This is a genomic window from Bradyrhizobium sp. LLZ17 (assembly GCF_041200145.1).
GTDB lineage: Bacteria > Pseudomonadota > Alphaproteobacteria > Rhizobiales > Xanthobacteraceae > Bradyrhizobium.
Map to the genome: position 1 here is coordinate 4,114,840 of NZ_CP165734.1, position 11,056 is coordinate 4,125,895.

The 11,056-nt window shown below is 63.2% G+C and carries 11 protein-coding genes, 1 tRNA gene and 1 pseudogene; 5 read left to right on the forward strand and 8 right to left on the reverse strand.

The annotated features are described in order from the left end of the window. Positions 1–5 precede the first annotated feature (5 nt). Positions 6–188: a hypothetical protein gene (locus AB8Z38_RS19880; protein WP_369719562.1), complete on the reverse strand. Its 183-nt coding sequence runs from the start codon at positions 186–188 to the stop codon at positions 6–8. Positions 189–511: 323 nt separating this feature from the next. Between AB8Z38_RS19880 and AB8Z38_RS19885 the strand changes: the two genes are divergently transcribed. Then, a tRNA-Thr gene (locus AB8Z38_RS19885) sits at positions 512–586 on the forward strand. 778 nt (positions 587–1,364) lie between these two features. Here the strand turns inward: AB8Z38_RS19885 and AB8Z38_RS19890 are convergent. The 4 genes from AB8Z38_RS19890 to AB8Z38_RS19905 all read right to left on the reverse strand — a co-directional run bounded on the left by AB8Z38_RS19890 (position 1,365) and on the right by AB8Z38_RS19905 (position 4,342). After that, complete coding sequence (locus tag AB8Z38_RS19890) at positions 1,365–1,955, reverse strand: DUF4145 domain-containing protein (protein ID WP_369719563.1); 591 nt, start codon at positions 1,953–1,955, stop codon at positions 1,365–1,367. A 72-nt stretch (positions 1,956–2,027) separates the two neighbouring features. After that, complete coding sequence (locus tag AB8Z38_RS19895; RefSeq protein WP_369719564.1) at positions 2,028–2,666, reverse strand: hypothetical protein; 639 nt, start codon at positions 2,664–2,666, stop codon at positions 2,028–2,030. A gap of 274 nt (positions 2,667–2,940) precedes the next feature. Next, positions 2,941–3,324 carry a hypothetical protein gene (locus AB8Z38_RS19900; RefSeq protein ID WP_369719565.1) on the reverse strand — a complete coding sequence of 128 codons (384 nt, stop codon included), beginning with the start codon at positions 3,322–3,324 and terminating at the stop codon, positions 2,941–2,943. Positions 3,325–3,538: 214 nt separating this feature from the next. Next, entirely contained in the window at positions 3,539–4,342 is an 804-nt protein-coding gene (locus AB8Z38_RS19905) for a dienelactone hydrolase family protein (RefSeq protein WP_369719566.1), read from the reverse strand. A 151-nt stretch (positions 4,343–4,493) separates the two neighbouring features. Between AB8Z38_RS19905 and AB8Z38_RS19910 the strand changes: the two genes are divergently transcribed. From AB8Z38_RS19910 to AB8Z38_RS19925, 4 genes are all read left to right on the forward strand, one after another. Next, positions 4,494–5,489, forward strand: a complete 996-nt coding sequence (locus AB8Z38_RS19910) for an LLM class flavin-dependent oxidoreductase (protein WP_369719567.1) — start codon at positions 4,494–4,496, stop codon at positions 5,487–5,489. Between the two features lie 320 nt (positions 5,490–5,809). Further along, positions 5,810–7,105: an O-acetylhomoserine aminocarboxypropyltransferase gene (locus tag AB8Z38_RS19915; protein ID WP_369719568.1), complete on the forward strand. Its 1,296-nt coding sequence runs from the start codon at positions 5,810–5,812 to the stop codon at positions 7,103–7,105. Positions 7,106–7,108: 3 nt separating this feature from the next. Next, complete coding sequence (locus AB8Z38_RS19920) at positions 7,109–7,891, forward strand: alpha/beta fold hydrolase (RefSeq protein ID WP_369719569.1); 783 nt, start codon at positions 7,109–7,111, stop codon at positions 7,889–7,891. A gap of 67 nt (positions 7,892–7,958) precedes the next feature. After that, positions 7,959–8,462, forward strand: a complete 504-nt coding sequence (locus AB8Z38_RS19925; RefSeq protein WP_369719570.1) for a DUF6496 domain-containing protein — start codon at positions 7,959–7,961, stop codon at positions 8,460–8,462. A 202-nt stretch (positions 8,463–8,664) separates the two neighbouring features. Here the strand turns inward: AB8Z38_RS19925 and AB8Z38_RS19930 are convergent, their stop codons facing one another. The 3 genes and pseudogenes from AB8Z38_RS19930 to AB8Z38_RS19940 all read right to left on the reverse strand — a co-directional run bounded on the left by AB8Z38_RS19930 (position 8,665) and on the right by AB8Z38_RS19940 (position 11,048). Beyond that, positions 8,665–9,276 (reverse strand): pyridoxamine 5'-phosphate oxidase family protein, encoded by a 612-nt coding sequence (locus AB8Z38_RS19930; protein ID WP_369719571.1) that lies wholly within the window; start codon positions 9,274–9,276, stop codon positions 8,665–8,667. A gap of 22 nt (positions 9,277–9,298) precedes the next feature. Then, positions 9,299–9,894 (reverse strand): annotated as a pseudogene (gene phnN, locus AB8Z38_RS19935) (phosphonate metabolism protein/1,5-bisphosphokinase (PRPP-forming) PhnN). Further along, positions 9,891–11,048 carry an alpha-D-ribose 1-methylphosphonate 5-triphosphate diphosphatase gene (locus AB8Z38_RS19940; RefSeq protein WP_369719572.1) on the reverse strand — a complete coding sequence of 386 codons (1,158 nt, stop codon included), beginning with the start codon at positions 11,046–11,048 and terminating at the stop codon, positions 9,891–9,893. The pseudogene phnN and the gene AB8Z38_RS19940 overlap by 4 nt, the downstream one beginning before the upstream one ends. Positions 11,049–11,056 lie beyond the last annotated feature (8 nt).

Sequence of the window (11,056 nt, forward strand, 5' to 3'; positions counted from 1 at the left end):
GAAAATTAGCCGCCGGCCTTGCCGGCGGTTCCCTCATCCAGGGAAGCATCTTCATTCTGCGAGGGGTCGGAAATTGTGGCGCGTTCGCGCGCCTGCAGCTTCCGCCGCTTCAGGTTTTCGCGCAGCGCCGATTTCAGCCGGTCCTGCCGGGAGTCAGCCGCTGGCTTCTTGTCGGTCTCGTCGCTCATTGTCGAACCCGTCACATGGCCGGCCGCAGGATGCCACCGAATTATCAGAGCTCAAGAGGGTGTGAGGACGGCCGCGACAACGAAGCAGCCAGATTTGACCGAATTCGCTGAGACGGCCAACTGCCCGATTGGCTGGGGATTGCGCGGGAACCAAATCGAGCCGAAACCGGTGGCTTCGGGACAAAACGACCGATTTCGGCGCGCAACAGGGCTGATTTTATCGATTTCGCGGGGCTGGCAAGCTTGCACAGAGGGGAGGCCTGTGGCAGATATCGGCCCGCTTGGTAGGCCCCTCGTGGCGGCCGATTCTTGTCCCAGCACATGCTGCCGTAGCTCAGTGGTAGAGCACTCCATTGGTAATGGAGAGGTCGACAGTTCAATCCTGTCTGGCAGCACCATTTCATCTTCAGAGCACGCATCGGCATTCTCGCGGCAGGAAATGCCCGAGTCTTGCTCTTTTCCGTGTCCCTCTTCGGTGAAGAGGGCGCAGGGAAGACCGGGTGCCGGCTGGCACCCGCGGTCCACTGTGCGCGTGTAGCGCAGAGGAAACCGCACAGCAGCATACAGGTGTAGCCGAACACTCGGCCTTCCCTGCGCAGTGGGTTGACGGCTTATGCCGCGCTCTCCCCGGCGACGAGTTCCCTTTTGTCACCGTCACCTTGCGAATTGACGATGGCCCGAGACCCGGTAGAGCCCCGATCCATCTCCGCAAGGCTTGACCGTAGCAACGACGGCCAGGACCACATGGTTTTGCCGTACGCAACGGTCCTGCTTCGCCCAGGGGCTTCGCAGGATTTGAGGCGCCGTTCGTCCGCACGCCAGCCAAGATCTCACGAGGTTCATCTCGCCCTGATCCCCTTCGCGTGCCCGACGCTGTCGCGTCCACCGCACCCCGGCCCACGTTCGTTACGACGGACGATCGCCCCTCTTCGAGGACCGGGATGACGGATGGATAACGCAATTCCGAATTTCGGTAAAGCGGAATATTTTTGTGGCGCAGGGTTGACCGGTTTTCGCGGGAGGCGGGTGTTTTGCCCGACGGGTCAATTGGCACCCGGGATTTCAGGATTGTCAGAGTGCGGCAATGCCCATAGTTTTTCGTTTAGAGCCGTGCTGGTTTCGCAAGCGCTCTATCCATCCTACGCCTCCTTGGTCACGGTGGTCGCTCTGAACCTGTCACTCCAGCATCTTCACATAAGCTATCGCGTTGTCGGCGAGCCTGCCGAAACGTAATGCGGCCTCTTTCGTAAACTCCGAGCCATCAGTAGATTCATGAGCGGCTTGATTGCCGATGGCCCGTAAATCATCTAGTAGCGCTGACGTTTTCTCGTCGATGACCCCTGCCTTCCGAAGAATGCGCGTTGCTGTAAGAAGAGATATCGAGCGCGGCGAGGGTGTTGAAGTCGTGGTGCCGGACCAATGTGACTGAGCAATGATCCTCATTGCCTGCTCAAGCTCAGCACGCTTCTCAAGTATCGCCGCACGTGGAGAGTGCTCAGCAATCTTCTCGAAGCGGCTCTTTTCTTCTGGGGTTGGGAGTAATTCTGGAGGCGTCTGCTGCAAATCCGTTTGAGCGATCTCAGCTGACTCTTTCTCTGCTTGATCGAGGCGGAAAGATATCTCGGTATCTTTGTGCTTCAGCTTTAGGAACGGCAGGAGTGTCTGCAATCTCTCCCGGAACAGTAGCACGCAGATGACGAGAGCCGCGGGCCAAGCCAGTGAGACGAGCGACGAAAATATCGCCGCCATAAATTGATAGCCGTCCATCAAGCAGCCTTTAAGCCAATCGGCATCTCGCTCAGTAAGGACGTACGGTGCCCTCGGAGTCTAGGCGTCCAACTATACTCGATTCACGCCCACCGGCGTAATCCCAGAATCCTTTAGTGAACTGATCCTTTGATCGAGGTGATCTCTTTCGAATTTCATTTCAGCCTTTGTAAGCCGCGGGCTCCAGATGCCATACAATCCTACAATTCCACTCCAATAGCTGTGCGGCTGTTTCTCTCGGCAACAAGCGATCAGATCATAGTGGTGCTCGACGGTGGAGCAAAATGTCCGCCCGATGATCTCAAATCCGGTCCACTCGTCGGCTACCCCGGTACGAAATGAAGCTGCAATAGATTCGAGCTCGTTCAATGCAGGTAGAGCGGTTTCCAGCAGTAGTTTCTGAGTCGCCGAGGCTAGGAAGATTGTTGGAATTGAAGCTCTTGTGAAGTTTCCGATCAGGCCGTCATATTCTGGGAGGTTGCTGTTCTTCCGCGCATCGTAGAGGGCGCCCGCCTTCCTTACGTATGACTTTAAATAACGTTCGCAGGCAGTAATTGCTTTTTCTTTGGCAGCTCGCTCATTTCTCAGGTTGATGTCGAGACGGAGTAAGCTGAGCTGCCGGTAGGCTAAGAAAAGGCCAAAAGTCACAAGTATGCCGGCAAGAAAATAGCCAGCCTCCAGATACGCACGTACCGCTGAAAAATCTAACATAACATGTGCCCCTCTCCCCTAAAAAACAGCTTTTGATCAGGGTATCTCCTCGGCCCAAGTCGGAACATGTAGCCGTTTCTGGCATATCTGCACAAGGGATCAAACCTTGGACCATCCTCCGTTGAAGAGAGGTCGATAGCTCGTAGGATGGGTAGAGCGAAGCGAAACCCATCGCGGCCTTTTCGATGTCGACGCATGATGGGTTTCGCAAGTGCTCTACCCATCCTACGCTCTGCTGTGGGCCAATTGCCGAACCGATCGAGGCAGCTCATCATCAAGGCTGATCGAGGCCGTGCGGTAGGCTGATCCAGATGACGGTCTGCTCTTCGGGTGAGTGTTCCGTTTTGTGTCCCTTGCCATGAGTGTCCTCGAACAAGACGAAGCTGCCGGCCGGAACGTGCTTCTGGTCTCCGTCACTGGTCTGGTATTCGGCCGATCCATTAAGCCTCACTGTGAGCACGCGCCCTGGAACAGTGTGCCAATCGACCTGTCCGGCGCCTGCCGGAATGCGCGTGAAGCTGATGTGTGAGGACGCATATCTTGCGGACACTTCGAAAATCGCAGCATCGGGATGAACCTGCCGCGGGTTTGTCGGAACGTCGACCTCATCAAAGTGCGACTCGCCATCTGCCGTGGAGTAAATCCGCAGGCACTTCATGACTCCCCTCCCCGCGACCGCACAGACAACCTTAACATAGCTCGTAGGATGGGTAGAGCGACTTGTCCGCCGTAGCTCGAAGAGCGAAGGCGGAAGCGAAACCCATCGCGGCTATCGATGACGAGACATGATGGGTTTCGCAAGTGCTCTACCCATCCTACGCGAGCTCAACCTGCGCCAGTTGAAAAAGGCCACCATGACGGTGGCCCTCTCTTCATTTTTTCAACGTCGCGGCGAAGAGCTTGGCTGCTTCGGCTTTTGATTCCTGATCTGCCTTGGCGTCGTATCGGAGGGGCAGGTTGAACTTCTTGCCGAGCTCGGTGGCTTCGGGGTTGGTGAAGGCGTGCACGGCGCCGGGATATTGGATGATGCGATAATCGGCCTTCGCCGCGTCGAAATCCTTCTTCAGCGCATCGTACTCCTCGCGCTTCACGAAGGGATCGTCCGCGCCGTTGAGAATAAGGATTTTCACCTTGACGGTTCCCGGCGCCGGCGCCGGCGTGTTGAGACCAAGGGACGCGTGGAAGCCGGCAACGGCAGCGAGATCGGCGCCCGCGCGCGCCATATTCAGCACCACCGCGCCGCCGAAGCAGTAACCGACGGCGCCGATGCGCTGCGGATTGACCGAGGCCTGCCTGGCGAGTTCGTCCCGCGCTGCGTTGAAGCGCTGCTCCATCACCTTCGCGTTCTTCATCACGGACGCAGAGAGCGCGCCGGCGTCCTTCGGGTTGTCGGCGGTCTTGCCGTCGCCATACATGTCCGCGATGAAGGCCGTGTAGCCCTGCTCGGCGAACTTCCGCGCCTCATTGTGGATATGCGGGGTGATGCCCCACCATTCTGGCACGATAACGATGCCGGGCCGCTTGGCCTGGGTCGCGTCGTCGTAGACGACGAAGCCCTTCATCGTGGCCTCGCCGTCCATGTAGGCGACCGGCTCTTCCCTGACCGCGGCGTGCGCGCTCGCGACCATTGCGATGGCGCAAAGTGCTCCCACCATGTTCGTGATGTTCGTTTGCATGCTGACCTCCCGCGGGTTTGGCACGACGCCAGATTGGCATAGCAGCAATGCCTGCTAAGCCTTGAAGGCGGCATCGGTTCCCTCGCAGCCCGCGCTCCGGTCCCTATATGTGAAGCCCCGGCGCACATCGCGCCCCAGCCGGTACCCACGCATGATCCCCTTCTCCGTGCTCGACCTCGCTCCCATCCGCAGGGGTGGCGATGCGGCGCAGGCGTTTGCCAACTCGCTCGATCTCGCCCGGCACGCCGAGGCGTGGGGCTTCAAGCGGTTCTGGCTGGCCGAGCATCACAACATGACGGGCATCGCGAGTGCCGCGACCTCGGTCGTGATCGGGCACATCGCGGGCGGCACCAGCACGATCCGCGTCGGCTCGGGTGGCGTGATGCTGCCGAACCATTCGCCGCTGATCATCGCCGAGCAGTTCGGCACGCTGGAATCGCTCTATCCCGGGCGGATCGACCTCGGGCTCGGGCGTGCGCCGGGGACCGACCAACTGACAGCGCGGGCGCTGCGGCGCGACCTCGCCACCAGTTCCGAAAATTTTCCGCAGGACGTGCTGGAATTGCAGGCGCTGCTTGGCGATGTGCAGCCGAACCAGACCATTCGCGCCGTGCCCGGCATGGGAACGAAGGTGCCGCTCTGGATCCTCGGCTCGAGCACGTTCGGCGCGCAGCTCGCGGCCATGCTCGGCCTGCCCTTTGCGTTCGCCTCGCATTTCGCGCCGCAGATGATGATGCCGGCGTTGCGCGAGTACCGGGCGCGGTTCGAGCCGTCGGCGCAGCTCGACAAGCCCTATGCGATGGTCGGCGTCAACGTGTTCGCGGCCGACAGCGACGCCGAGGCGCAGCGCATGTTCAGCTCGCTCCAGCAGCAGTTCATCAATCTGCGCCGCGGCACGCCGGGCCCGCTACCGCCGCCGGTCGACGACATGGACGCGCTGTGGTCGCCCGCGGAGAAGGCCATGGTCGGCCAATCGCTGTCATGCTCGGCGGTCGGTTCGCCCGCCATCGTTGAACAGAAGCTCAGGGCCCTGATCGCCGACACCGCCGCGGACGAGCTGATGACGACGGGACAGATCTACGACCACGCCGCGCGGCTGCGCTCGTTCGAGATCGCAGCCGAGGTGCGGGATAGGCTGGCGGGGTGAGCGGCGGTATGAGCGAAGCACGTCGTTCGAGCATGATGAGATTGGGCTCGATGGTCGCCAAGAAGTCGATGCGCTCCCTCCCCGCCTGCGGGGGGAGGGCTGGGGAGAGGGTGTTTCCGCAAGCGAGAACCCCCGTGCGGAGAGAGCCCTCACCCGGCGCGCGGGACGATGCTTCGCATCGCCCGGCGCCGACCTCTCCCGGAAGCGGGAGAGGTGAACGACCCGTGGCAGGGAGCCAGGAATTGTCCTGCCAACGGCTGACATAGCGCCCCAATCTGTGGCAAAGGTGCAGATGTTATCAAGGACCAACGAGGCCAAGCATGCCCGCGCCGAAACCGCCTGCGTTCGAAACCCTGAGCCTGCATGCGGGCCAGCATCCGGATCCCACGACCGGCGCCCGCGCGGTGCCGATCTACCAGACCACGTCCTACGTGTTTCAGGACTCCGATCACGCCGCCGCGCTGTTCAATCTGGAGCGCGCCGGCCACATCTATACGCGCATCTCCAATCCGACCACGGGCGTGCTGGAGGAGCGGCTCGCGGCACTCGAAGGCGGCGTCGGCGCGATCTGCACCGCGAGCGGCATGGCCGCGCTGCATCTGGCCATCGCGACGCTCCTGAACGCCGGCGACCACATCGTGGCGTCGAGCTCGCTCTACGGGGGCACCATCAACCTGCTCGCGCACACGCTGCCGCGCTTCGGCATTACCACGACCTTCGTCAAGCCGCGCGACCTCGACGCGTTCCGATCGGCGATCAGGCCGAACACCAGGCTCGTGATCGGCGAGACCATCGGCAATCCCGGGCTGGAAGTGCTGGACATCCCGAAGGTCGCGGCGGTCGCGCATGACGCCAAAATCCCGCTTTTGATCGACAACACGTTTGCCACGCCCTATCTCAGTCGTCCGATCGAACTCGGCGCCGACATCGTGATGCATTCGGCGACGAAGTGGATCGGCGGCCACGGCATCGCGATCGGCGGCGCCATCGTCGATGGCGGCCGATTTGATTGGCGTTCATCGGGAAAATTCGGCGTGCTGACCGAGCCCTATGGCGGCTATCACGGCATCGTTTTCGACGAGCAGTTCGGCACCGCCGCCTTCATCATGCGCGCGCGCACCGAGGGACTGCGCGATTTCGGCGCCTGCCTGTCGCCCACCAACGCGTTTCAGCTGTTGCAGGGCGTCGAGACGCTCGGCGTGCGCATGGACCGCCACATGCAGAACACGCATCTCGTGCTTGAGGCGCTCAAGGCCAACAAGGCCGTCGACTGGGTGCTGCATCCGGCGCTGGAAACCCATCCCGACTATCAGCTGGCAAAGCAGCTGCTGCCGCGCGGCGCCGGCTCGATCATCTCCTTCGGCATCAAGGGCGGGCGGCCCGCAGGCCGCAAGTTCATCGAGCAGCTGCGCATGATCAGCCATCTCGCCAATGTCGGCGACGCCAAGACGCTGGTGATCCATCCCGCCTCGACCACGCATCAGCAGATGGATGCCGAGCAACTCAGGGCCGCCGGCATCGGCGAGGAGCTGGTGCGGCTCTCGGTCGGCATCGAGACGGCGTCCGACATCATCGACGATCTCGCGCAGGCGCTGCGCATCTCGCAAAAGGGTTAAGCCATGAAGCTCACCGTCAACGGCGCCGAAGTGTTTGTCGCGACCGGCGGCCGCGGGTTCGACAAATCCCTGCCCGCGGTCGTCTTCATCCACGGCGCCGGCTTCGATCATACGAGCTGGGCGCTGCATACGCGCTGGTTCGCCCATCACGGCTTTGGCGTGCTGGCGCCGGATCTGCCCGGACACGGCCGCTCGGACGGGCCTTCGCTCGCGAGCATCGCGGAGATGACCGACTGGACCGCCGCGCTGCTCGATGCGGCCGGCGTGTCAAAGGCGCATCTGATCGGCCATTCCATGGGCTCGCTGATCTCGCTGGAGACCGCCGCGCGGCATCCCGGCAAGGTCTCCGCGCTGAGCCTGATCGGCACGGCCGCGACCATGAGTGTCGGCCCGGACCTCTTGAAGGCGGCCGAAGCCAACGATCAGGACGCGATCGACATGGTCTCGATCTGGGGCCTCGGCTTCAACGCCGAGCTCGGCGGCAGCCTCGCGCCTGGGCTGTGGATGCATGGCGGCGCGCAGGCCGTGCTCAGGCATTGCGAACCGGGCGTGCTGTTCAAGGATCTGTCCGCCTGCAATTCCTATGCGAATGCGCTGACCGCCGCCGCGAGCGTGAAGGTGCCGACGACATTGATCCTCGGCGAGCGGGACATGATGACGCCGGCCAAGGCCGGCAAGGCACTCGCCGCCGCGATCCTGCATGCGAAGGCCGTGGTGGTGCCGGGCGCGGGCCACATGATCATGGCCGAGCGTCCGGATGAGTTGCTGGCGGCGCTCAGGAACTGACAGGATCAATCGTCTATCTTGCGCGTTGCGGTCAGACATCCCTGTGAATCCGGAGGGAACTGGACCTATGCCGAGACAGGAAATCATTCGCAAAGCCAGGCAAGACAAGCGTGCCGGTAAATCGGCAAGCACACAGGCCGGCGAATTCGTCAAGCACGAGATCGACAAGATCCGCAAAGGCAAGCACGGCGCGCGCTCGACGAAGCAGGCAATTGCCATCGGTCTGTCCGAGGCCCGCCGTGCCGGAGTCGATCTGCCGCCGCCGCGCAAAGGTCGCGCCAAGAAGGCGACGCGTCGCAGCGCCAAATATGCCTATGAGGTCGGTCAGGGCAAGCGCACCCCGAAGCGCCGGCCGCGCGTGTCGCGGGCCGTCGAAAAGGTTTTGAAAAAGGAGCCGCGCTCGACCGCATCACGCAGCGCATTGTCGAAACAGGGCAAGCGTGCCGCGAGCCGACGAACGGCCGCGTCGCGTTCAGCCACCGCGCGCAAGGCGAGCCGCACCAAAGGCGCCAAGGCCCGCTCCACCGCCTCAAAAAAGGCGGCACGCACCAGGACGCGCCGCCGGAGCTGATCAGTTCGCGCGCCGGCTCCGTTCGGAGAGCACGTTCTCCCTGCTTCCCTTCTCCCCTTGTGGGAGAAGGTGGCGCGAAGCGCCGGATGAGGGGTTGTCTCCGCGAGTTTCACTTGTGAGAGATGTGATTGCAGAGAGACCTCTCACCCGTCTCGCCGCCACGCGGCGAGCCACCTCTCCCACAAGGAAGGGGGAAGAGGCGTCACCACATCGTCGCGGCGGCACGTTCCGGCCAGATGCGATCATACTCGTCGCCGCCGATCTTGTTCTGGCTCATCTCGGCGAGGATCTGCCCGGGTGTCGGCAGCGTCTTCGGGTCGATGCGCTTGTCGGGATTCCAGAGATCGGAGCGGACGATGGCGCGGGCGCACTGGAAGTAGATTTCCTCCACCTTCATCACCATGACGCTGCGCGGCGCCTTGCCCGCGACCTCAAAAGACCCAAGCAACTCGGGATCGACCGAGAGATGCGCGCGGCCGTTGGCGCGGACCGCGTTGCCGGAGCCGGGGATCAGGAACATCAGCGACACGCGCGGGTCGCGCACGATGTTGCGCAAGGAATCGACCCGGTTGTTGCCGCGGCGATCCGGCAGCATCAGCGTGTTCGGGTCGTGGACGCGGACGAAGCCGGGCAGATCGCCGCGCGGCGAGCAGTCGATGCCCTCCGGCCCGATGGTGGCGAGCGCCGCGAACGGCGCCTTCTCGATGAAGATGCGATAGAGCGGGGTCACGTGGTCGGCGACTTTCACGGTCGAGGCATCACCGACGGCGCCGTAGATGGCCTCTAACTGCTCGACCGTTTCGATCACCGACATTCCAAACCCCTTGTTGCGCCGGCTAGTCCTGCCAGCCTTCGTTCCTGATCACGCGCACGAGCTGGCGGCCGTGGTACTCGGCGCTGCCGGCATTGAGGATGGTGACATCGGCGTGAGCTGTCGCGTCCTCAACGCTGCGGGCGAGGCGATCGGCGATGTTGCCGTCGCTATGCCGCGACCGCGCCGCCAGCCGCTGCGCCAGCACCTCCGGCGGCGCGGCGATCGCGACCACGACGACGTTGGCGTAGGCCTCGCGCAGCGCGCCGATCACCGTGCGCGAAACGTTGGCGACGACGGCGCGGCCGGCGCGGATATCGTCGTTGATCTCGAGCGGGAGCGCGTAGCAGTGCCCGTGCGCCTCCCAATGCACGGCGAAATCGCTATGCTCGCGCGCGCTACGGAATTCGCCCTCGCTCACTGCAATATTGTCCTCGTCGGCCGAGGATCGCGCGTGACAACACGGCGCGGGAAGACGATATCGCGATCGTCGGCGCAGGCGGTCTGCGCCAGCCGCAGCAAGGTGTCCTTGCCGGCGCCGCTGGGGCCGACCACGAGCACGAGCCGGCCGGGCCCGATCCCGCCCGCCTCACCCTCGGCCGTGGTCGCGGTTTCGCTCACGCGACGCGGCCCCCTTCGCGCCAGACGCTGCGGACGACGGGGACGTGGCCTGCGATATGCACACGGATCAAATCGGCGCGTTTGCCGAGCGCGATTTCGCCGCGATCGGACAGCCCGACCGCTTCAGCCGGGGTCTTCGTCACCGTGCGGATCGCCGCTGGCAGACCGATGGCGGGGACGTGCTCCGGCAATTGCAGCGCGCCCATCAAGAGGCTGGAGGGGATGTAGTCGGACGACAGGATGTCCAGCAGGCCTTCGCGGGCGAGATCGACCGCGGCGATGTTGCCGGAATGCGAGCCGCCGCGAACGACATTCGGCGCGCCCATGAGGATGTCGATGCCGGCCTGGTGCAGGCCCCGCGCGGCCTCCAGCGTGGTCGGAAATTCCGCCACCGAGATGCGGTCGCGGACGGCGTCGGCGACGTTCTCCTCGGTGGTGTCGTCATGGCTCGCCAGCGGAATATTGTGCCCATGCGCCAGCGCCACGATCTGGCGCATGTTGGTCGCAGCATATGCTTTCTGATATTCGAAGCGTTTCGCGAACAATTCGTCGAGCTCGGCATCGGTCTTGCCACCGCCCTTGCCGCGGTAATAGTCGCGCAGCTTGACCTCGTCGCGGAACTGGCGCTGGCCGGGGGTGTGGTCCATCAGCGACATCAGCCGCACGTCGGGACGGCCGACCAGCTCCTTGGCCTCCTCGACCACGCTCGGCATCGGGATTTCGCAGCGCAGGTGAAGGAAATGGTCTGCGCGCAGCAGATCAGCATCACGCGCGGTCGTGATCGCTGCGGCGAGCACGCCGGCGCGTCCATCAACTTCTTCGGCGCCGTCCTCGCGCCAGACCCGGAGCGAGTCGAACACCGTGGTGATGCCTGACGTGGCGAGCTGGCCGTCATAGGAGACAACGGCTGCGACCGGGTTCCAGAACACTTTTGGCCGCGGCACGTAATGCGCTTCGAGATGATCGGTGTGGAGCTCGATCAGGCCGGGCATGATCAGGTCGCCGGCGGCATCCTCGGCACCTGCGGGCGCCCTGCCCTCGCCAATCTCGGCGATGCGTCCATCCGCAAGCGCAAGCCAACCCTGCTCGATCACCCGGTCAGCCAGTACGATCCTGGCATTGGCGATCACGATGTCCTTTGGCTTGGCGTTCATTTCCATGT

Coding starts and splice junctions, on each gene's coding strand:
- AB8Z38_RS19915 (WP_369719568.1), top strand. CDS start 5,810: ATGCCCGCGCCGAAACCGCCTGCGTTCGAAACCCTGAGCCTGCATGCG.
- AB8Z38_RS19900 (WP_369719565.1), bottom strand. CDS start 3,324: ATGAAGTGCCTGCGGATTTACTCCACGGCAGATGGCGAGTCGCACTTT.
- AB8Z38_RS19905 (WP_369719566.1), bottom strand. CDS start 4,342: ATGCAAACGAACATCACGAACATGGTGGGAGCACTTTGCGCCATCGCA.
- AB8Z38_RS19910 (WP_369719567.1), top strand. CDS start 4,494: ATGATCCCCTTCTCCGTGCTCGACCTCGCTCCCATCCGCAGGGGTGGC.
- AB8Z38_RS19940 (WP_369719572.1), bottom strand. CDS start 11,048: ATGAACGCCAAGCCAAAGGACATCGTGATCGCCAATGCCAGGATCGTA.
- AB8Z38_RS19890 (WP_369719563.1), bottom strand. CDS start 1,955: ATGGACGGCTATCAATTTATGGCGGCGATATTTTCGTCGCTCGTCTCA.
- AB8Z38_RS19925 (WP_369719570.1), top strand. CDS start 7,959: ATGCCGAGACAGGAAATCATTCGCAAAGCCAGGCAAGACAAGCGTGCC.
- AB8Z38_RS19930 (WP_369719571.1), bottom strand. CDS start 9,276: ATGTCGGTGATCGAAACGGTCGAGCAGTTAGAGGCCATCTACGGCGCC.
- AB8Z38_RS19920 (WP_369719569.1), top strand. CDS start 7,109: ATGAAGCTCACCGTCAACGGCGCCGAAGTGTTTGTCGCGACCGGCGGC.
- AB8Z38_RS19880 (WP_369719562.1), bottom strand. CDS start 188: ATGAGCGACGAGACCGACAAGAAGCCAGCGGCTGACTCCCGGCAGGAC.
- AB8Z38_RS19895 (WP_369719564.1), bottom strand. CDS start 2,666: ATGTTAGATTTTTCAGCGGTACGTGCGTATCTGGAGGCTGGCTATTTT.